Origin of the sequence: Labrenzia sp. R5_0, assembly GCF_017743835.1 — a bacterium.
GTDB classification, from domain to species: domain Bacteria; phylum Pseudomonadota; class Alphaproteobacteria; order Rhizobiales; family Stappiaceae; genus Roseibium; species Roseibium algicola.
Map to the genome: position 1 here is coordinate 48,365 of NZ_JAGHRK010000003.1, position 20,158 is coordinate 68,522.

The 20,158-nt window shown below is 59.7% G+C and carries 16 protein-coding genes; 4 read left to right on the forward strand and 12 right to left on the reverse strand.

Going from position 1 to position 20,158, the window contains the following annotated elements:
* Positions 1–8: 8 nt before the first annotated feature.
* From J7447_RS15650 to J7447_RS15660, 3 genes are read right to left on the reverse strand one after another with little or no spacing between them, the layout of a single operon-like run.
* Complete coding sequence (locus J7447_RS15650) at positions 9–848, reverse strand: carbohydrate ABC transporter permease (protein ID WP_055656877.1); 840 nt, start codon at positions 846–848, stop codon at positions 9–11.
* A complete protein-coding gene (locus J7447_RS15655) occupies positions 845–1,738 on the reverse strand; it encodes a sugar ABC transporter permease (RefSeq protein WP_022999290.1) in 894 nt (297 codons plus the stop codon). The genes J7447_RS15650 and J7447_RS15655 overlap by 4 nt, the downstream gene beginning before the upstream one ends.
* A gap of 25 nt (positions 1,739–1,763) precedes the next feature.
* Positions 1,764–2,990 (reverse strand): extracellular solute-binding protein, encoded by a 1,227-nt coding sequence (locus J7447_RS15660; protein WP_286189354.1) that lies wholly within the window; start codon positions 2,988–2,990, stop codon positions 1,764–1,766.
* A gap of 114 nt (positions 2,991–3,104) precedes the next feature.
* Between J7447_RS15660 and J7447_RS15665 the strand changes: the two genes are divergently transcribed.
* A complete protein-coding gene (locus J7447_RS15665; RefSeq protein WP_077291250.1) occupies positions 3,105–4,319 on the forward strand; it encodes an ROK family transcriptional regulator in 1,215 nt (404 codons plus the stop codon).
* A gap of 377 nt (positions 4,320–4,696) precedes the next feature.
* Here the strand turns inward: J7447_RS15665 and J7447_RS15670 are convergent, their stop codons facing one another.
* The 9 genes from J7447_RS15670 to J7447_RS15710 all read right to left on the reverse strand — a co-directional run bounded on the left by J7447_RS15670 (position 4,697) and on the right by J7447_RS15710 (position 14,709).
* The gene (locus J7447_RS15670) at positions 4,697–5,755 is read right to left on the reverse strand and encodes a sugar phosphate isomerase/epimerase (protein ID WP_209170182.1); all 1,059 of its coding nucleotides are present in this window, start codon (positions 5,753–5,755) and stop codon (positions 4,697–4,699) included.
* Positions 5,756–5,778: 23 nt separating this feature from the next.
* Positions 5,779–7,377, reverse strand: a complete 1,599-nt coding sequence (locus J7447_RS15675) for a glycoside hydrolase family 43 protein (RefSeq protein ID WP_209170183.1) — start codon at positions 7,375–7,377, stop codon at positions 5,779–5,781.
* Positions 7,374–8,420: an L-glyceraldehyde 3-phosphate reductase gene (gene mgrA, locus J7447_RS15680; protein ID WP_022999286.1), complete on the reverse strand. Its 1,047-nt coding sequence runs from the start codon at positions 8,418–8,420 to the stop codon at positions 7,374–7,376. The genes J7447_RS15675 and mgrA overlap by 4 nt, the downstream gene beginning before the upstream one ends.
* A gap of 11 nt (positions 8,421–8,431) precedes the next feature.
* Positions 8,432–9,553 carry a Gfo/Idh/MocA family oxidoreductase gene (locus tag J7447_RS15685; RefSeq protein WP_209170184.1) on the reverse strand — a complete coding sequence of 374 codons (1,122 nt, stop codon included), beginning with the start codon at positions 9,551–9,553 and terminating at the stop codon, positions 8,432–8,434.
* Between the two features lie 9 nt (positions 9,554–9,562).
* Complete coding sequence (locus J7447_RS15690) at positions 9,563–10,309, reverse strand: sugar phosphate isomerase/epimerase (RefSeq protein ID WP_209170185.1); 747 nt, start codon at positions 10,307–10,309, stop codon at positions 9,563–9,565.
* Between the two features lie 31 nt (positions 10,310–10,340).
* Positions 10,341–11,432, reverse strand: a complete 1,092-nt coding sequence (locus tag J7447_RS15695; protein WP_209170186.1) for an ABC transporter ATP-binding protein — start codon at positions 11,430–11,432, stop codon at positions 10,341–10,343.
* Between the two features lie 11 nt (positions 11,433–11,443).
* Positions 11,444–12,328, reverse strand: a complete 885-nt coding sequence (locus J7447_RS15700) for a carbohydrate ABC transporter permease (RefSeq protein WP_031268755.1) — start codon at positions 12,326–12,328, stop codon at positions 11,444–11,446.
* 110 nt (positions 12,329–12,438) lie between these two features.
* Positions 12,439–13,329: a sugar ABC transporter permease gene (locus tag J7447_RS15705; RefSeq protein ID WP_055656892.1), complete on the reverse strand. Its 891-nt coding sequence runs from the start codon at positions 13,327–13,329 to the stop codon at positions 12,439–12,441.
* Between the two features lie 144 nt (positions 13,330–13,473).
* Positions 13,474–14,709: an ABC transporter substrate-binding protein gene (locus tag J7447_RS15710; RefSeq protein WP_022999280.1), complete on the reverse strand. Its 1,236-nt coding sequence runs from the start codon at positions 14,707–14,709 to the stop codon at positions 13,474–13,476.
* A 228-nt stretch (positions 14,710–14,937) separates the two neighbouring features.
* On the opposite strand from J7447_RS15710, the gene J7447_RS15715 reads away from it, so the two are divergent.
* The 3 genes from J7447_RS15715 to J7447_RS15725 all read left to right on the forward strand — a co-directional run bounded on the left by J7447_RS15715 (position 14,938) and on the right by J7447_RS15725 (position 20,126).
* Positions 14,938–15,972, forward strand: a complete 1,035-nt coding sequence (locus J7447_RS15715) for a LacI family DNA-binding transcriptional regulator (protein ID WP_055659226.1) — start codon at positions 14,938–14,940, stop codon at positions 15,970–15,972.
* 471 nt (positions 15,973–16,443) lie between these two features.
* Positions 16,444–17,220 carry a substrate-binding domain-containing protein gene (locus J7447_RS15720; RefSeq protein WP_286145776.1) on the forward strand — a complete coding sequence of 259 codons (777 nt, stop codon included), beginning with the start codon at positions 16,444–16,446 and terminating at the stop codon, positions 17,218–17,220.
* Positions 17,221–17,234: 14 nt separating this feature from the next.
* The gene (locus J7447_RS15725) at positions 17,235–20,126 is read left to right on the forward strand and encodes an EAL domain-containing protein (protein WP_286189357.1); all 2,892 of its coding nucleotides are present in this window, start codon (positions 17,235–17,237) and stop codon (positions 20,124–20,126) included.
* The last annotated feature ends 32 nt before the right edge of the window (positions 20,127–20,158 follow it).

A 20,158-nucleotide genomic window follows, 5' to 3' on the forward strand; every position in this document is an offset into this window, starting at 1 on the left:
TGCTGAGGTCAGCCCTTGACGGATCCGGCGACCAGTCCGGAGACGATGAATTTCTGGAAGGCGATGGCGAGGATGGCTGGCGGCAATGTCGCCAGAACGCCAACCGAGGCGATGACGCCGTAGTCGGTAACGCGTCCGGCGGAGAAATCCGCGATCGCCACAGGCAGGGTCTTCGCGCTGAGATCGTTGGTGAAGATCAGGGCGTAGAAGAACTCGTCCCAGGCCACCAGGAAGGACAGCATGGCGGTGGCGGCAATGGCCGGAAGGGCCAGCGGCAGCACCACCTGCCGGATGGTGTAGGCGGTTCCGGCACCTTCCATGAAGGCAGCCTGCTCCACTTCCACCGGCAGCACGTCGATATTGGCCTTCATCAGCCAGGTGGCGAAAGGCAGCAGCATGGCCGTATAGACGATAATCAGCGTCACCGTGTGGTTCAGCATGCCGAAGCTGCTGAAGGTCGAATAGAGCGGCAGCACATAGGTGATCGGCGGCATCATGATCGTTGCGAGAAAGGCGAACAATAGGACCATCGACGCCTGTCTTCTGGAAAAGGCATAGGCAGCCGGAATGGCGAGCAGAAGCGCGATGACGGTTGCCCCGCCCGCTGTCAGGAGGGAATTCCGGAGTGCGCTCAAAAACCGCTCGCCGTTGCCGCCTTCAAGGCTGAGCAGGCTCGTGTAGCGGCTGAAGTCAAGTTCGGAGGGGATCCAGCGCAGCGGCACCTCGGTCAGGTCGGTCGGCGCGCTGATGCTCATGACGGCAAGCCAGAGCAGCGGACCTGTTGTGAAGGCTGCCAGCAACAGGGCGCAACCATAAAGCAGGATGGATTGAACGAGCGAGCGTTTCATGCCGCGCCTCCCGCCGTCTGCCGCTTGGTCGCGGAATAATAGAACACGATCAGAACGGCACTGATGCCGGCAACCAGCACCGCATAGGAGGCCCCGCTGCCACTTCTGAGGTAGTTGAAATATTCCTGGTAGACGTAAAAGCTCGCGGTCTTGGTGCTGTCCGCGGGGCCTCCGCCGGTCATCACGTAGATGATGTCGAAGACGCGGAAGGCCTCGATGGTTCGCAGCACCATGACGACCATTAACGGACCGGCGATCCAGGGCAGGGTGATCGAGCGGAACCGTTTCCAGGGCCCGGCGCCTTCGATGGCTGCCGCCTTGTTGAGGTCACCGGGCACTGTCTGCAGGGCGGCCAGTGCCACATAGGCAACCAGCGGAAAGTTCTTCCAGACATCTGCCAGGATGACCATGTTCATGGCGGTCGCCGGATCGCCGATCCAGCTGCGGTAATCGGAAATGAGGCCCAGCTGGAACAGCAGGGAGTTCAGCGCGCCATAATCAGGGTGATAGATCAAGCGCCAGGCAACGGCGTTGACGATGGTCGGCACCGCCCAGGGCAGGATGATCAGAGCCCGAAGCAGCGTCCGGCCCCGGAATTCCTGGTTGAGCAGCACGGCAACCGCGACACCGAGAATGCCTTCCAGGCCCACCGAGACGATGGTGAAGTAAAGCGTCCTGAAGAGGGCGTCCTGAAAATCCGGGTCGGTAAGCGCGTAGACGTAGTTTTCCAGGCCGATGAAATGCACCGGCTCGGGAAGAGCGGAAATGCGCGTGTCGGTGAAGCTCAGCCACAGTGTGTTGGCAAGCGGTATCAGCGTGACCAGCGCAAGCAAAGCCAGGGCCGGCGCCAGAAGGATCCATTTTTCACGTTTCTGGCGTCGGCCAAGCATGGTCAGTCTCCCGTCAGTCGCAAACTTAGCGGATGCGCTTGACGCGGTCTGCGGCAGCTTCCAGCGCGTCATCCACACTTGCCTGGCCGAGCAGGACCTGATGGATGTTCTTCTGGAGAATGTCGGAGACTTCGGTGTAGGACGGCACCAGCGGACGCGGATACATGACAGCGATGGATTCTTTTGCCGCCGCGATCAGGTCTTCCTGGCCTTCGATCACCTTCGGTTCGGAATAGGACGCCTTCCAGATCGGCAGGCTGAGCTTGGCATAGTTGTCCTGAACGTCCTTCTGGGTCAGGAAGGAGATATAGGCCCAGGCTTCATCCGCATGCGGGCTGTTGGCCGGAATGCCGAGACCCATGGAACCGTTGACGCTGGAGGCGGTTGACTTGCCTTCGACGCCTGGTGCCGGAGCTACCTTCACCTTGCCGGCGACCTTGCTTTCCTTCGGGTCGTTGGCCAGGGCATTCATGTAGGTCCAGTTGAGGGCAAACGCCGCTTCGCCGTTGGAGAACACCCGGCGGACGTCTTCTTCGAAATATTCGCGTGAAGACGGGTTGCTCAGGCCTTCGTCCAGCGTTGCCTTCATGAAGGAAACGGCATCCTTGGCACCGCCTGCGGTAAAGGCCGGCTGGCCTTCATCGAAGAACGCGCCGTCATTGGCCGCCGTCAGGGTGGTGAAGTCGCAGATCATCGCCTCGGACTGGGACCAGCTCCAGACCAGCGGATATTCGACAATGCCCTTGTCCTTGATCTGCTTGGCCTGTTCCGCCAGTTCGGCCCAGGTCTTGGGCGGGGCGGAAATGCCAGCCTCTGCCAGCATGTCGGCATTGTAGAAGAGGTATTTCGTATCGAGGATCCAGGGCATGCCATAGCGCTTGCCGTCATATTCGACCGTCGTCCAGGCACCATCGAAAACCTTGTCGGTATAGTCGGCCGGAATGCGGTCCGTGACATCCTGCAGGAAGCCACGCGTTGCGAATTCGGCCGGCCAGATCACGTCGAACAGGACAACGTCATAGCCGTCATCGCCCGCACCTGCTGCTGCAATAATCTTGTCGTGCAGGGCTTCATAGGGAACGAATTCGAGTGCAACCGTGACGCCGGGATTTGCTTCCTCGAACTTGGCGGTCATCGACTTGATGTCGTCTTCGCTGTAAGCCGCCTGGCTCATGAAAAGTGCATTCAGTGTGGTGTCGGCCAATGCCGTCGTGGTCATGGCCAGGGTCGCGAAGGCGGACCCCAAAATCATCTTTCCAAACGTGTTCATCTCGCCCTCCGGTTTTTGTGTAGGCAAAGCATCCTATGTTCGGTTTTTTTATTTTGTCAAATTGATAGAAAAAATAATTTCTGGTCTATTGGCGCCATGAACGACAGTGCTCCGATCCCCGCATCCTTCCGGACCAGCGGCACAAACCTGACCCGCGCCAAGACGCATAATCACCGCGTTGTGCTGGAAGTCATCCGCACGCGCGGTCCGATCGGTCGCACGGAAATATCTGAAATCACGTCGCTTTCCCGCCAGACGGTGCAGAACATCGTCGGCGAGCTGGAAAGCCGCGGCATTGTCGAGATGCATGCCCAGAAGGCCAGGGGGCGCGGCCATCCGGGCATGACGGTGCAGCTCAAACCCGATCATGCCTACAGTCTCGGGTTTCATGTCGATCGTCTGTCAGTGACGGCGATTGCCTGCGATCTTCTGGGCAGCATCGTCTGGCAATCGGCCGCTCCCATGGCCGCTGCCACGCCCGAGGCAGCCAACAGCCGGATACTGTCGATGGCAGAAGAGTTCCGCGCGGCGCATCCCGGTATGGCCAAGTGTCTGTTCGGCGTCGGTCTTGCCGCTCCCGGCCCTTTTGAAACCGGATCGCAGACCTCCAGCGGCACCGATGCCACCACATTTTCGGATTTCGGCTCGCCGGAAAATCTCGCACAGCTTCAGTCGGCGATCGGCTTGCCGGTGGTCCTTCAGAACGATGCGTCGGCCGCCGCGCTGGGCGAGCATGTTTACGGGATCGGCCGCAGCTTCAACAGCTTTGCCTTCATCCAGTTCGGTATGGGGCTTGGCGCCGGCTTTGTCCTGAACGGAGCGCTCTATCCGGGTGCGACGAAAAACGCCGGTGAAATCGGGCACGTTGTGATCGACCCGACAGGCCCGGCCTGTTCCTGCGGCAACACCGGCTGCCTGGAGCGGTATCTGTCACTCAACGCGCTGTGCGAAAGGCTTGGCCTGGAGCCGACGGAACCAGGCTCCGTTGGGCGGATCGAAGCCTTGTTCGCCGAAGGAGATCCGGCAGTCCTCGGCTGGATAGCCGATGTCGCGCCGCTCATGCGCCAGATGATCAACATGATCGAGATGATGCTGGACCCGGAAGCGCTGATCCTGGGTGGCATCATTTGTCCGGACTTCCTCCAGGCGCTGCTCGACAGTGCCTCCCCGCTTCCCCGCCGTCTCGACGGTTCGCTTGAAGAAGACAGGATCCGTATCGGTACGTCCGGTGCAACAGCGGTCGCCCTCGGTGCGACGGCCGCCGCCGTCGATGCGCTCTACGCCCCCTCGGTTTCGCACCTGCTGCTGTGAGAGCAAGCCTCTATGGAAACCCTCATGCTGAGGAGGACCGTCAGGTCCGTCTCTAAGCATGGGCGGCAAATCCCGAACAGGCGGCCCATCCTTCGAGACAGCGCTGAAGCGCTTCCTCAGGATGAGGGGAGGAAGAGGTGCCGCATTGAAGATTGTCACCCCGGACAAGCGCAGCGCAGATCCGGGGCCCACTCTCAGGGCTGCTTGCCGAAATGGTCGGATGTCAACAAGAGACTTCGCTCCAAACCGAATCTCTGGCAACGAGTAGGCCTCCGGTCTTCCTTCGGTCGCCCGGGCTGACAACCGAGATACCGGCAAAACTGAGCCAGCTAGGACTGGTTACCTTGCCGGAATGAGGATGCGCGGTCAGTCTGCCCCTAACTCAGGCCCAGCATCTTCCGGATCTGCTCCTGGTCGGTCTCGCCGCCGGCGAAGTCGTCGAAGGCCTTGTCGGTGACTTCGATGATGTGGTGCTCAATGAAGGGCGCGCCTTCCGCGGCGCCCTGTTCGGGTGACTTCAGGCAGCATTCCCATTCCAGAACGGCCCAGCTGTCATAGCCATGTTGGGCGAGCTTGGAGAAGATGCCGGAAAAATCAACCTGGCCATCACCCAGGGAGCGGAACCGGCCCGCGCGGTTGACCCAGCCCTGATAGCCGGAATAGACGCCCTGGCGGCCGTCCGGATTGAACTCGGCATCCTTCACGTGATAGGCGCAGATGCGCTCGTGGTAGATGTCGATGAACGCCAGATAGTCGAGCTGCTGCAGCAGGAAGTGCGACGGATCGTAGTTGATCTGGCAGCGCGTGTGGCCTCCGAGCGCCTCCAGGAACATCTCGAAGGTGGCGCCGTCGAAGACGTCTTCGCCGGGATGGATTTCATAGCCGACATCGACACCGTTTTCGTCATAGACATCAAGGATCGGTTTCCAGCGTGCCGCCAGTTCCTTGAATGCTTCCTCGATCAGCCCCGCAGGCCGTTGCGGCCAGGGGTAGAGATAGGGGAACGCCAGTGAACCGGTGAAGCTGACGGAAGCAGTGAGGCCAAGCCGCTTGCTGGCGATCGCCGCCTTTTGCATCTGGTCGACCGCCCAGGCCTGCCGGGCTTTCGGATTGCCGTGCACTTGGGATGGCGCAAAACCGTCAAAGGCCAGGTCATAGGCCGGGTGAACCGCCACGAGCTGGCCCTGCAGATGGGTCGAAAGCTCGGTAATCTCGACGCCCGCGTCCGCGCAGATACCTTTGACCTCGTCGCAATAGGTTTCGCTTTCGGCGGCCTTGTCGAGATCGAACAGGCGGCTGTCGAAAGTCGGGATCTGAATGCCCTTGTAGCCGAGATCCGCGGCCCATTTGGCGATTGCGGGAAGCGAATTGAACGGAGCGTCGTCTCCGGCAAACTGGGCCAGGAAAATCGCGGGCCCCTTGATCAGTCCAGCCATGTATATCTCCTTAGGGTGTGAACTCACGTTCCCTCTGGTGCGTATGAAAACCTGCTGAAATCGGCGGTCTTGCCTTGTCCGGTTATGTCGAAGGCCAGCATACCGACAAAGGCGCCGGTAAAGGAGCCGTGCTCACCTCGCCCGCCTTCATCCGAGATCACGCTGGCATCGAGATCCGGTCCGAAGGGCGTCCAGTCGCGGCTTTGCTGGCGCCAGAAGAATTGCTGGCGGGCACCATCAACCTCAACGGCAAGCTCGACCGGTCCGGCGCCAAGCGCGACAGGGTCTGCCGGAAACGACATGCGTCCATCCGGCCAGTCGCCGGGGCAGGAAAGCAGCGTCAGGCAACGGCCGAGCTGTTCTGTCCAGCTCACGGCCAGAAAATGGAACTTGTGCCGGTTGTAATAGGTCGTCAGTCCGGCCGCCTGCTGGTAGGTCGTTGGCGCAAAATCGGTGAGCGTGGTTTCTACCCGGTAGCCGAGGTGCTCCTGGCGCCGGGCAACCAGCGACTGCTCGTACCAGCTGCCGATGCTTTCCCGCCCGATGAGGCGCAGGGCCGTTCCCGTCAGCGTGAACAGCCGCTCCGGATAAGGCGTGCGCAGCCACTGGAACTCCGGCGGCAGGATTTCGCCAGTGAATACGCGCTCCACGCGATGAGGGGGGCGAGTTTCTGTCGCCGTCAGACCCGGCACCTCAACCTTCGGAACCATGCCGCCGTCTTCCAGGTAAAGCCAGCCGTCCTCCCGCCAGACGCATTTCTGGATCGCGGTCTCCCGTCCCAGAGGCGAGAACCGTCCGGGCAGGGGCCGGGAACACAGATGGGTGTGGTAGACGTCGCCATCCGGCATTTCGACAATCTGGCCGTGACCGGCCCGTTGCAGCGGCGCGTCCGGATCGTCCTTGGCGGTGATGAGGTGGGTTTGCGGGTGAAGCTCGTACGGCCCGTCGATGGACCGTGACCGGGCCATGGTAACGGCGTGCCCGTAGCCGGTGCCGCCTTCGGCGACCGTCAGGTAGTACCAGCCGCCGCGCTTGTGAAGATGTGGACCTTCCGTCAGACCGTGCGGGCTTCCGGAAAAGATCTTGCGGATCTCGCCTTTCAGGCCTTCCGTTTCCGACCATTCCTGCAGCAGGATGCCGTCGAAGGCCGGATGGCGCGGATGCCCGCCGACGGAATTTGAAATGTGGTTCCATTGCAGGACCAGGAACCATTTGCGGCCATCGTCGTCATGAAACAGCGACGGATCGAACCCGTGTGAGCTGACGTAGATCGGGTCGCTCCACGGCCCCTCGATGGAAGGGGCCGTGACGATGTAGTTATGTGCGTCCTTGAAATTCCCATCCAGCCGTTTGACGTCCGTATAGACCAGCCAGAACCGTCCGTCCGCGTAGGAAAGACACGGTGCCCAGATGCCGCCGCTGTCCGGATTGCCGCGCATGTCGAGCTGGCTTGCCCGGCTGAGGGGCCGGCAGGCCAGATCCCAGTTGACCAGGTCTTTCGACCGGTGAATCTGGACGCCCGGATACCATTCGAAGGTCGAGGTGGCGATGAAATAGTCATCGCCCGCACGGCAGATCGAGGGATCCGGGTTGAACCCCGGCAGGATGGGATTTCGGATCATTTCCGGCTGGGTCCTTTCCGTTCAGCCGAGGCCGCCCACAGGTTGATATCCGCCTCGCGGGTGGTTTCCTCGATCAGCTTCAGCTCCTCGTCGGAAAACTGGAGATTGGCGACAGCTCCGACGCAGTCCTTTACCTGGCTGCCCCGGCTCGCACCGATCAGGGCCGTTGTGACCCGTCCTTTGCGCAGTACCCAGGCAAGGGCCATCTGCGCCAGCGTCTGGCCGCGCTTTTCGGCAATGTCGTTGAGAGCCCGGATGGTGGCGAGGTTGTCTTCGCTCAGGAACTGGGTCTTCAGCGATTTGCCCTGGTTCGCCCGGCTGTCTTCCGGAATGCCCTTCAGATATTTGCTGGTCAGCATGCCCTGGGCCAGCGGCGAGAAGGCAATGGAACCGATGCCGAGGTCGTCGAGCGTGTCCAGAAGACCGTCTTCCTCGACCCAGCGGTTGATCATGGAATAGCTCGGCTGATGGATCAGGCACGGTGTGCCCAGCTCCTTCAAGATGGCGGCGGCTTCCCGTGTCCGTTTGGAATTATAGGACGAGATTCCGACATAAAGCGCCCGTCCGGACCGCACGATGTGATCGAGGGCCATCATGGTCTCTTCCAGCGGTGTGTCCGGGTCGAAGCGGTGCGAATAGAAGATATCGACATAGTCGAGGCCCATCCGCTTTAAGGACTGGTCGCAGGACGCGATCAGGTATTTGCGGCTGCCCCACTCACCATAAGGCCCGGGCCACATCTCATAACCGGCCTTGGACGAAATGATCATCTCGTCCCGGTAAGGTGCAAAATCCGTCCGCAGCAGTTCACCGAAGGCGGTTTCCGCCGAACCCGGCTTCGGGCCGTAATTGTTGGCAAGATCGAAATGGGTGATGCCGAGATCGAAGGCGGTCCGGGCAATCTCCCGTTTCTTGTCGAGCGGCGTGTCGTCGCCGAAATTGTGCCAAAGGCCGAGCGAGATCACCGGCAGTTTCAGGCCGGATTTCCCGCATCGGCGGTATTCCATGGTGTCGTAGCGCGTTTCCGCTGCTGTCCAGGTCATAGGCTATCCCGTTATATTAAAAGGCCTTTTGCCGCCTGCGGGTCCAGGGCTTCCGGGCGCTCGCAGGTGGTTTTGATGTCAATGAAAGTCCCACTCTCGCCAGAAGCGAGAATCGACGTCATCACATCGACAACATGCAGAGCAAATTCCAAAGAGCAACGGTGTGGCCGATTTTCCAGGATGGCGAGGGCCATATCGGCCAGGCCTGCCGTGCGGTAATTGGCGTGGCCACGGTCGTTTGATTTGGAGAACGGATGGTTCCAGGCTTCCGACACTGTCACAAAACTGCCCTTGTCCGTCATGCGCACTTCACCACCGAAGAAATTCGGATCCGGCACATGCAGCGTGCCGGAACGGCCGTAAAGCTCCATGTTTGAATGGCCATGCTGCCACACGTCCCAGCTGGCGCAATAGGTGATCTGGGCGCCGGACTGGAACTGCATCACTGCGTGGATGGTCGTCGGTGTTTCCACCTTGATCTTTTCGCCGTTGCGCGGCTCGGAGGTGATGGTGCGATATTCAGATCCGGCGGAACTCATTGCACAGACCCGCTTCACCGGTCCAAGTAGCTGCACAAGGTTGGAAACGTAGTAAGGCCCGAGATCGAGGATCGGGCCACCGCCCACCTGGAAGAAGAAGTCCGGGTTCGGGTGCCACATTTCCATGCCCGGGCTCTGTACGAAACAGGTGCCTGACGTCACCTTGCCGATGGCGTCACTATCGATCAGGTGCCGGGCAAGCTGGTGTGCTCCGCCCAGGAAGGTGTCGGGGGCCGACCCGACCCTGAGGCCTTTTTCCTTCGCAATCGCGGCAAGGGATTCGCCCTCTTCCAGGCTGAGCACGAACGGCTTTTCCGAATAGACATGCTTGCCGGCTTCCAGAACGCGTCTGGAGACTTCGTAGTGAACGGCCGGAACCGTCAGGTTGACGATGATGTCGATATCGCTTGCCGCCAACAGGCCGTCGACGGTTTCGGCTCTCAGGCCGAATTCCTCGGCACGTGCTTTTGCGGCAGCTTCATTGATGTCGGCGCAGGCGCGCACCTCGATGCCCTTGAAGAGCGGAGAAAGGCGCATGTAGGCGGCCGAAATGTTTCCGCATCCGAGGATGCCGATGCCAAGTGTCTTGCTCATGGGGTTACCTCAGTAGGTGCGGAAGGCCGCAACGGAGCGGGTGGCGAAACGGTCGAAGTCGGAAGGCTTGTCGTGTTCCATGACGAAGAGATCGACCCCGACGCCACGAAGCGCCGACATGATGCCCTTCCAGTCCATGGTGCCCTGGCCGACGTCCGCCCAGCCGTCCTCGTCGGCACATTCGCCCTCTGGCGCGATGTCCTTCACGTGGGCCGTGGTGATGTGGCTGGCGTATTTCTCGATCCAGTCGAGCGGGTCCTGATTGCCGCGCACGATCCAGGCAATATCGGCTTCCCATTCGATGGAAGGGGCGGCCTCCATCAGGATGTCCATCGGCAGGCGGCCATCGGCGCAGGCATTGAATTCGAAATCGTGGTTATGCCAACCGAACCGCAGGCCGGCATCCCGGATCTTTTGACCGATGGCTTCCAGCCGCTCGGCGATGGACTGCCACATGGCCGCATCCGGAATGCGTTGCTCGGGCGGCACGGCGGGAACGAAGATCCGCTCCATGCCAAGGGTCTGGGCAGTGCTGATCACCTTGGCGAGGTCGTCTTCGAACTGCTCCATCGGAAAGAAATGTCCCGACGGCATCTTGAGACCCTGGGCGTCGAGCATGTCGCGAAAGGCCGCCGGGTTCTCGTAGTTTCCACCGAACCCCTCGACCTGGGTATAGCCGAGATCCGCAAGCCGCTTGAGAACGCCGTCCCATGGGGTGAATTCGCGGGCTGAATAGAGCTGGAAAGAAATATCCATCTTGATTGTCCTGAAGTGGTTAAGGACCGGCCTAGAGCCGGGATTCCGAGGTTTTGTCGAAAAGATTGGCGCGGGCGGGATCGAACCCGACCGTGATTGCGTCGCCGTGCCGGATGTTCGCCTGGCCGTCCATGCGCACCCACAATGTCTGGTTGCCGGTGGTGAAGCGGACAAGCGTGTCCGAACCGAGCGGCTCCACCAGTTCCACCTGCCCGTCCAACCGAACGAGCGCGGTGTCTGCTTCCGCGCCGCTGACCATGTGTTCCGGACGGATGCCGAACCAGGCTGCGCCTGCGGCAGGAGGGCCGTTCTGGAAGGTGTATCCGTCAAGCGAGAAGGTTTTCCCGCCTGATGCGAACCGGTAGTTTCCGCCGGCTTCTTCCAGCTCTCCTTCAAAGAAATTCATGGTCGGCGAACCGATGAACTCGGCCACATACTTGTTGGCCGGCCGGTTGTAGATCTCGTTGGGCGACGCCAGCTGCAGGATCTGGCCACCACGCATGATGGCAATCCGGTCGGCCAGCGTCATGGCCTCGATCTGGTCGTGGGTGACGTAGATCATGGTGTTGGACAGCTTCTGGTGCAGCTGCTTGATCTCGACCCGCAGGTCCGCCCGCAGCTTGGCGTCCAGGTTCGACAGCGGTTCGTCGAACAGGAAAACGTCGGCATCGCGCACCAGAGCCCGGCCGATGGCGGCACGCTGGCGCTGGCCACCGGAAAGGGCGGCCGGCTTGCGGTTGAGCAGCGGTTCGATCTGCAGGACCTTTGCAGCCCGGTTCACCCGCTCCTGGATTTCCGCCTTGGGCAGGCCCGCGTTCTTCAGGCCGAAGCTCAGATTCCCGGCAACGGTCATCTGCGGGTAGAGCGCATAGGACTGGAACACCATGCCGATGCCGCGCTGGGAAGGCTCCTCCCAGGTCACGTTGCGCCCGCCGATGAAGATCTGCCCGCCGGTCACGTCCAGCAACCCGGCAATGCAGTTCAAAAGGGTTGATTTTCCGCAGCCCGAAGAGCCGAGCAGCACGAGAAATTCACCCTGGCCGACATCGAGGTTGAGATCCTTCAGAACATCCAGGCTTCCGAAACTCAGGGAAAGGTTATTGATGGAGATACTTGGTTCCATGGGTCGTCTCGTTAGCCTTTCACCGCACCGGCGGCGATGCCGCGCACGAAGAGTTTTCCGGAGATGAAGTAGATGGTGAGGGGAACGAGGCCGGTCAGAATGGTCGCGGCCATGTTGACGTTGTATTCCTTCACCCCTTGCGTGGAATTAACGATGTTGTTGAGCTGCACCGTCATCGGATAGAGGTCCGGCTTGGTGTAGATCACGCCGAACAGGAAGTCGTTCCAGATGCCGGTCACCTGCAGGATCATGGCGACAACGAAGATCGGCAGGCTCATCGGCACCATGATCTGGAAGTAGATCGCCCAGAACCCGGCCCCGTCCACGCGCGCCGCCTTGAACAGCTCCTGCGGCACGGAGGCGAAATAGTTGCGGAACAGCAGCGTCAGGATGGGCATGCCGAAGATTGTGTGCACGATCACCAGCCCGGTCAGGCTGCCGTAAAGGCCGATTTCCCGCAGCATGATCACGATCGGATAGATCATCACCTGGTAGGGAATGAAGGCCCCGACGATCAGGATCGTGAAGAAGGTTTCCGAGCCCTTGAAGCGCCAGTTGGCAAGCGCATATCCGTTTACGGAGGCAATCGCGATCGACAGGATCACGGACGGGATCAGGATCTTGACCGAATTGAAGAAGCCGCGTGACAGGCCATCGCAGTTGAGGCCGGTGCAGGCTTCCGCCCAGGCCTTCACCCAGGGCTGGAAGGTGATCTCCACCGGTGGTGAGAAGATGTTGCCAAGCCGGATCTCCGGCATGCCTTTCAGCGAGGTGACGATCATCACGTAGAGCGGCAACAGGTAATAGAGGCAGACGACGATCAGCGTGCCGTAGATCAGGATGTTCCTGCGGGAAAGCGCCTTGCGCGGCTTGCGGCCGGCGGGGCCTTCGACCATCCGGCTGCCGGATGGTGTGCCGTCGCCGTGGCGGAGTGCCCGGTCGGGGCCGGCTTCGGCCGGGCCGGCATCGTATTTCATCGAGCCATTGAGGAGGTGGGGCGTCTTGGTCATTTGCGCTTGCCTCCGAATTCGAGATAGGCCCAGGGAACGACGATGATGACGACCGTCAGCAGCATCATGGTGGAAGCGGCAAAGCCCTGGCCGAGGTTCTGCGACAGGAACATGGCGTCATAGACGTATTTGGCCGGAACTTCGGAAGAGATGCCGGGCCCCCCGCCGGTCTGGGCGACGACCAGGTCGTAGACCTTGATGATGCCGGAGGCGATCAGCACGATTGCGGTGATGAAGATGCCGCGCATCATCGGAATGACGATGAACAGATAGGTCTTCCACATCGGGATGCCGTCGATCTTGGCGGCCTTCCAGATGTCCTCGTCAATCCCCCGAAGACCCGCCAGCATCAGGCACATGATCAGCCCGGTTCCCTGCCAAAGGCCGGCGATGAGGATGCCATAGATGACGATCTCGGGATTGTAGAGCGGGTCGAAATTGAAACTCTCCCAGCCGAGACTGCGCACCACGTGCTGGATGCCGAAATCGGGATTGAGAATCCACTGCCAGGCAAGACCCGTGACGATGAAGCTGAGCGCGAAGGGATAGAGCAGGATTGTTCTGAACGTGTCCTCGAACCGGATCTTCTGGTCGAGCAGGGCCGCCAGCATGAAGCCGATCAGCAGCGAGAAAATCAGCGAGAAAGCTCCGTAGATGGCCAGGTTCTCGATGGAGATCAGCCACTTGCTGCTGCTCCACAGCCGGTCGTACTGGGCAAGGCCGACGAATTTCTCACGCGGCAGGAGCTTGGAGTTGGTGAAGGAATAAAGAACCGTCCAGGCGGTTCCGCCGATGAAGACCACCACTGCGGTGATAATCATCGGAACCGCGGCCACCTTGGCGCTGATGTTCCGATGCCACCTCGCGGGGCGCGTAGCTGCGGCCATGCCGAAAACTTCCTTGTCGAGACGTCCAGGGTGATGTCGGGCGTTCCCTGCGCGCCGGAGCGCGCAGGGCTGGAGGACGCCGCCTGGCCGCGGTCCCGGTAAAGTTGGGACCGTGCGGCGCGGGCGGCGGGCCTTTTTCCGCTGTTAGTCGGCGTTGCCGACGATCGACGCGAACATCGACTGTGCGTCTTCAGCGGTCATGGACGGGTTGTTGAAGAACTCGACGAAGAGGTCGTTCACCTGGGTCAGGCTGTCGGCGGACATCAACTGGTCCGGAGACTGGATGACATTGCCTTTGGCCAGGATGTCGAGGCCCTTCTTCATGCAGTCGTTTGCAGCCGCCAGATCGACGTCGCCACGCACTGGCAGCGAGCCTTTCTTCAGGTTGAAGGCAACCTGGGCTTCCGGGGAAAGCATGACCTTTGCCAGTTCGCCCTGAGCTTCTGTGATGGCCGGGTCGTCCACTTTCGGGAAGTAGAACGCGTCGCCACCGGTCATGATGACCTCGTTGACGCCAAGGCCGGGCAGGCAGGTGTAGTCCTCGCCGGCAACCTGGTTGGCGACCTGGAACTCACCCTGCGCCCAGTCACCCATGATCTGGCCTGCGGCCTTGCCGGTGATGACCATGGTGGTGGCATCGTTCCAACCCTGGACGTTGGAGTCCTTGGACATGTCGCGAGCAGTCGCGGCGGCCTGGAAGACCTTTGCCATTTCCTCGCTGCCGGCAAGCTCTGCATCCTTCTCGCCGAAGATCTTTGTATAGGCCTCAGGTCCGGCGAGCGCGGTGAGAAGCACCTGGAACGCCAGTGTCGTCTGCCAGGGCTGCTGCCCCATGGCCAGCGGCACGATGCCTGCCTCCTGAAGCTTGGGCGCCGCGGCAGCGTATTCGTCCCAGTTGGTCGGAACCGCCAGGCCGTTGTCCTCGAACACCTTGTTGTTCAGCCAGAGCCACTGCTGCGAATGAATGTTGACCGGAACGCAATAGATGCGGCCATCCAGCGTGCAGCTGTCGAGCAGGCTGGAGGGATGGATGACTTCTTTCCAGTTACCTTCCTCTGCAATGTCCGTGAGGTCGCGCATCAGGCCGGCTTCCACCAGTTCCTCTGCCTGGCGGCCATGGTTGAACTGTGTTGCGCCCATCGGATCGCCGCCGGTGATACGGCTGATCATGATCGGGCGGGCAGTGCCGCCGGAACCGGCAATCGCACCGTCAACCCACTTGTTGCCGGTCGCGTCGAATGCCTTTGCGAATTCGGCAACCGCAGCCGCTTCGCCGCCTGAAGTCCACCAGTGGGTAACTTCCAGGTCGGTCGCATTCGCGGCCGTTGCTGCACAAAGGGCGGTCGTTGCTGCAAAAACTGCACGTAGTGCTTTCATCATTTCCTCCCATCGAACGTGAACTGTCCGATTGTCCTCACCATGCGGCCTCCACCGCATTTTGTAATCGATTACATTTTATTGTATGCTATATGTAATCGATTACATTCATCATTCTCGGGAAACGGTCTTGTGTCAACCCGGAATGTCGGATCAGACAGTTTCGAGGACGAACCCGCCGTCATGGCGGCAGGCGCCCAGGCTCAAAAAAGAGAAATACCGGAGAAGGCCTTGGCCCAGAAAATAGCACGAATTCAAGATGTTGCCAAAGAGGCGGGCGTATCGACCGCAACAGTCAGCCGGGCGCTGAGCAATCCTGAACTTTTGACAGAGGCAACCCGCGACATCGTCTTCGCGGCGATCCGCTCTACCGGTTACCGGGTCAACCGTGCAGCGCGTAACCTGCGCACCCAGCAGGCCGGAGCCATCCTGGTTCTGGTGCCAAACCTCGGCAATCCGTTCTTTTCCCAGATCCTGGCCGGGATAAGTGCATCCTTCGGCAACCGTGACTATTCGGTCCTGATCGCCGATACCAAGGACCATGCGACCAGTGGCAAACACGTGGTCGACTACTTTCTGGACGCCCAGATCGACGGCATGATCTGTCTGGACGGAGCGATCTCCCACCAGGAATTGCAGCTGTTCGAAGACAACGGCGTCTCCGGCAAGATCGTATTTGCGTGTGAATGGGCGCACGACGTGGCGTTGCCTTCCGTGCGCAGTGACAACGTTCGCGGGGCGCAACTGGCCGTTCGGCACCTGTATGACCTTGGCCATCGCAAGATTGCCCATATCACAGGTCCGCAGGAAAATGTTCTGACGCATGCCCGGCGCGAAGGCATGCTGGCAGAACGTGCAAGGCTGGAGCTGCCTGCCCGTGAGGAATGGATCATCCGGGGCGACTTTTCCTTGGAATCCGGCCGGATGGCCGGTGAGAGGATCCTGGCGATGAATGATCGGCCAACGGCGGTTTTTTGTGCGTCTGACCAGGTTGCCTTCGGGCTGATCTCGACGCTGACCGCAAACGGTGTCCGCGTTCCGGAGGATATTTCCGTCGTCGGGTTCGATGATATCGAGCTGTCGGAGTTTTATGTCCCGGCACTTACAACCATTCGGCAGGATCGGCGCGCGCTTGGTGCCAGGGCAGTTTCCCTCCTGCTGGATTGTATTGACGTTGCGCACACCAAGCCAGACGTCGTGATGGAACCGGTAATGGTTGATGTAGAGCTGGTAGTGAGGGCCAGCGCCGTGCCGCCGGTTTGTTGAATGGCGGCCCTGTTGTCCACCGCTTGTGGGGTCGAAAATCGAGCCCGCAAGGTTCAAGCAGGCGCGCGGTTGTATTTCTGCAGGCTTCGCGAATTCGATGTAGGCGCCGATCAGCAGTGAATCTAGCCTGCAGCATAAATCATGCAACTTAACGTCGGTGTGAAAAGAAAATCTAAGGTTGAATCGAATACATCTTTCTTGCTCGCAGTCAGGTCATGTGTACCTGTCAATTTATTGGGTGAACGAATTTGCTAAGTCGGTAAATTGTTCCTACTAGGCAAATATTGCCCGAAACTGATTTCAGTTTAATTTCGGCGTTATTTTATTTTTATTTCGAAGATTAAATTAGACTACATATTTATTGTAATTTATCGCGGTGGTTTAGCGTTTAGTTAACTTGAATATGTCACTCTAGATAGTACCGTCAATTTTTGGGTGATAAAAATGCGTAGTTTGGCTTTTGCCTTGGCATTGTCCCTTTGCACTTTTTTCTTACACACTGAAGTTTCGTCGGCACAGGGCCCGCTAAAAGTAGTAGGCACGGGTGATGGCCTTGAAATGCTTCAGGAAATTGGTGCGGGCTTTGTCGAGAATCGTCCCGATATCAATCTTGAAATTCCACCGAGCATTGGCTCGGGTGGCGGTATAGCCGCCGTCAGCTCCGGCACGGAGCGCCTGGGCCGGGTCGCGCGTCCCCTGAAGGACAGTGAGGTGGAATTCGGCCTCGTTTATCTGCCGATTGCAAAAATACCCAGCGCAATCTTCACGCACCCGTCTACCGGTATCGATGCTTTGACCAGCGAAGAACTGGTCAAGCTGTATTCCGGTGAAATAGTCAATTGGTCTGAACTCGGCGGTGCCGATCTGCGTGTCCGCCTCGTCCGCCGCGAAGACGCGGACAGCACCTTGCAGGTTTTGAAATCGTCGATGCCGGGCTGGGCGGATATGGAGTTCTCGCCGCGCTCGAAAACGGCCCTTACCACCCAGGAAGCAATTTCCAGCGCGCGCGAAGTCGAAGGCGCGATTGCTTTCGGTCCTTATTCGAAGCCGCTTGAAGACGGACTGTCGGTCCTCAAGATCGATGGTCACCATCCGACTGATCCGGGGTACCCGAGTTCGGTAACCCTCGCCTTGATCTACAAGGAAGGCACGCTGGACGATGAGATGAAGGCCTTCATCGACTACGCCCAGTCGGGTCAGGCTCACACATTGATCAGTAACTACGGTGGCGTACCCGTCGGTAGATAACCCAATTGGTCCACATGATCCGTCACTCGTCCCTTCTCTGGCATTATACATACGGCGCCGTTTTCACGGCGGTGTGTGCATTTGCCGGTCTTATCGGACTGGTGGCTTTCCAGCTTGAAGACAGCATGCAGCGTCAGGAGGCCGAGCTTCTGGAGCTTTCCCGCGCGCGTCTTGTGGAAACCCTGTCCGCCGACGTGAAGCTTGCCGGGACCCGTATGGAGTTCCTGTTTCAGGACAGGCTTCGTCGGATAAATGCGTTGTCGGAGAGGGTGGATACCGCCAAGGCCGTTGAGTCACGCAATGTCGTGGCCATGTCGGAACTGCTTGGCCCGGCGGCGAAACTGGCGGATGTGGACGGCATCGTCGTTCTCGATGAGGAAGGCCATGTTATCGGCGCCTCCTCCTATTCTGCGGACCTCGTCGAACTGGGGTCCAAGATGCAGGGTCTGAGCTTCTTCAACGAGGTCGCCAAGTCGCTGAAAGACAGCTTCCCGGGAGAGAAGCTGACCTATTCCGGTGTCTTGCCCAAATCCGAAACGGGTGTCTTCGTGCCGGGTGATCGGGTCAATGAAGTGTCTCAGATCGCGTTTGTCCCGGTTTTCGATGATTTCGGCTATGTGATCGGCGGACTTGTCGCGCAACGTTGGCTGCGGCCGGAAGAGCCACTCCTGGCGGATCTGGCAAAAATCAATTCCTTCGAAATGGCGATCGTATTCGACGGTCAGATCATTTCCACGGCGAATTTCTCCGGAAACTATTCGGATCTCACCCGCTCGAAGGAAACGCCGAACATCACCCTGGACGGTGGGCATGTCATCGAATGCGGTGTCCCGGTCGTTCCCATGACTGTCTGTGCGCTGACGCCCATCGCGGCGCTGACCGAAATCCAGAACAAACTGACCCGCATCGGCACCGAAGAAGAAGCCAAGCTGCTCCGGCGGCTGTTCCTGTTCGGACTGATCGCGCTGGTGGCTTTTGCTGCAGTCGCCTTTCTGATGTCGCGGCAGATTACCCGGCCGCTGACCAAGATCACACGTGTATTGACCGGCATCGCAGCGGGCGACTTCGAAAGCAAGGTGGTTGGCACCGAGCGGCTGGACGAAGTCGGTGACATCGCCAGATCGGTCGTTTCCTTGCAGCGATCCGTCAAGGAACGCGACGCCTTGCGCGAACGCGTGCACGAAAAGAACTCCATCCTGCGCTCTCAGGAAGCCCAGTTGCGCGAGCAGAACGTCCTCTTTGATGCTGCTCTCAACAACATGTCGCACGGTCTGTGCATGTTCGACGTCGATGGCAGGTTGATTGTTTCGAACCAGCGCTACGCCGAATTGTTCGAAGTCGAGCCGGGCAGGATAAAGTCGGGTATGACGGCTGCTCAGCTCGCAACGCTGCAGAAAGTTGATGCCGTCGAAACCGGTGACATGGCTCTGCACGATTCCCGGATCGGGGATCACAGGTATTCAGGTGGCTCGCAAAGCACCGAAATGGTGAAGATCCGCTCGGGCCGTATCGTCCTGACCACCCGCCAGCCGCTGGCGGAAGGTGGTTGGGTGGCGATATCCGAAGACATCACCGAGCGGCAGGAAGCCCGTGACCGGCTGGCGTTCCTGGCGCGTCACGACCTTCTGACACAGCTGCCGAACCGCATCGAATTCCGGGACCAGCTGGACATGCTGTTGAACCAGCAACTGGTCAAGGGGGGCGAGTTCGCCATTCTGTGCCTCGACCTGGACGAGTTCAAAACGGTCAACGACAGCCTTGGGCACCCGATTGGCGACGAACTCTTGCGGCAGGTCGCGGAGCGTCTGCGCGCCCTCATCGGCCGAAAGGACGTTGTCGTCCGCCTTGGCGGCGACGAATTTGCGATCCTCACCGGTCTGCCGTGCAGGCTGGCTGATGTCGAGGAACTGGCGCAGTCGGTCATCTGGGAGATTTCCCAGCCGTTCCAGATCACCGACCATGAACTCGTAATCGGCGTCAGCATCGGCATCACAATTGCGCGGGCAGACGGCACCGCAGGCGACGAACTGTTCAAGCAGGCGGACCTTGCGCTCTACCGGGCCAAGGAAGACGGCCGTAATACCTACCGTTTCTTTGAAAAGGACATGGGCACGGCCGTGAACGACCGGCGAGAGCTCATAACCGATCTCAGAACCGCGGTCGCCAATGACGAACTGGAGCTTTATTTCCAGCCGCAATACACGCTCGTGGACGACCGGGTGTCCGGTTTCGAGGCGCTGGTGCGCTGGAACCACCCGACAAGGGGCATGGTTTCTCCGGCCGATTTCATTCCGCTTGCCGAAGATACCGGCCTGATCACCCAGCTGGGCGAATGGGTGTTGAAGGAAGCGTGCCGGATCGCATCCAATTGGCCGGACCACCTCAGGATCGCCGTCAACCTGTCACCCCGGCAGCTGCGTGGCCATGCATTTGGTCCGGTGCTAATCGATGCCCTGACGCAAACGGGTCTCAAGGCCGACCGTCTTGAACTGGAAGTGACCGAAAGCGTGCTTCTGACCGATTCCGAAGACGTTCTGGATTCGCTGCACCAGGCCAAGTCGCTTGGCGTGAAGGTGTCCATGGACGATTTCGGAACCGGCTATTCCTCGCTCAGCTACCTGCGCCGGTTCCCGTTCGACAAGATCAAGATCGACCAGTCCTTCGTCCGCTCGATGGCCTATTCGGACGACTCCATTTCCATCGTGAAAGCGGTTATAGAACTGGCCAACAATCTCAACATGACCACCACCGCCGAAGGTGTGGAGACCAAGCAGCTTCTCGACATGCTGACCGAAATCGGCTGCACGGAAGCGCAGGGCTACTACCTGGGCAGACCCATGCCTGTCGCCAGCACCGAAGAGCTGATCTATGCAGGCGAACGGTCTCTGACAACCGCCGCGCAATAGTCCGGCAACACCCACTCACTTTCAGGAGAGGC

Bases quoted from the DNA above. Each gene is read 5' to 3' on its own strand.
- J7447_RS15650 (WP_055656877.1), bottom strand. From the start codon at position 848: ATGAAACGCTCGCTCGTTCAATCCATCCTGCTTTATGGTTGCGCCCTG.
- J7447_RS15655 (WP_022999290.1), bottom strand. From the start codon at position 1,738: ATGCTTGGCCGACGCCAGAAACGTGAAAAATGGATCCTTCTGGCGCCG.
- J7447_RS15660 (WP_286189354.1), bottom strand. From the start codon at position 2,990: ATGATTTTGGGGTCCGCCTTCGCGACCCTGGCCATGACCACGACGGCA.
- J7447_RS15665 (WP_077291250.1), top strand. From the start codon at position 3,105: ATGAACGACAGTGCTCCGATCCCCGCATCCTTCCGGACCAGCGGCACA.
- J7447_RS15670 (WP_209170182.1), bottom strand. From the start codon at position 5,755: ATGGCTGGACTGATCAAGGGGCCCGCGATTTTCCTGGCCCAGTTTGCC.
- J7447_RS15675 (WP_209170183.1), bottom strand. From the start codon at position 7,377: ATGATCCGAAATCCCATCCTGCCGGGGTTCAACCCGGATCCCTCGATC.
- mgrA (WP_022999286.1), bottom strand. From the start codon at position 8,420: ATGACCTGGACAGCAGCGGAAACGCGCTACGACACCATGGAATACCGC.
- J7447_RS15685 (WP_209170184.1), bottom strand. From the start codon at position 9,553: ATGAGCAAGACACTTGGCATCGGCATCCTCGGATGCGGAAACATTTCG.
- J7447_RS15690 (WP_209170185.1), bottom strand. From the start codon at position 10,309: ATGGATATTTCTTTCCAGCTCTATTCAGCCCGCGAATTCACCCCATGG.
- J7447_RS15695 (WP_209170186.1), bottom strand. From the start codon at position 11,432: ATGGAACCAAGTATCTCCATCAATAACCTTTCCCTGAGTTTCGGAAGC.
- J7447_RS15700 (WP_031268755.1), bottom strand. From the start codon at position 12,328: ATGGTCGAAGGCCCCGCCGGCCGCAAGCCGCGCAAGGCGCTTTCCCGC.
- J7447_RS15705 (WP_055656892.1), bottom strand. From the start codon at position 13,329: ATGGCCGCAGCTACGCGCCCCGCGAGGTGGCATCGGAACATCAGCGCC.
- J7447_RS15710 (WP_022999280.1), bottom strand. From the start codon at position 14,709: ATGATGAAAGCACTACGTGCAGTTTTTGCAGCAACGACCGCCCTTTGT.
- J7447_RS15725 (WP_286189357.1), top strand. From the start codon at position 17,235: ATGATCCGTCACTCGTCCCTTCTCTGGCATTATACATACGGCGCCGTT.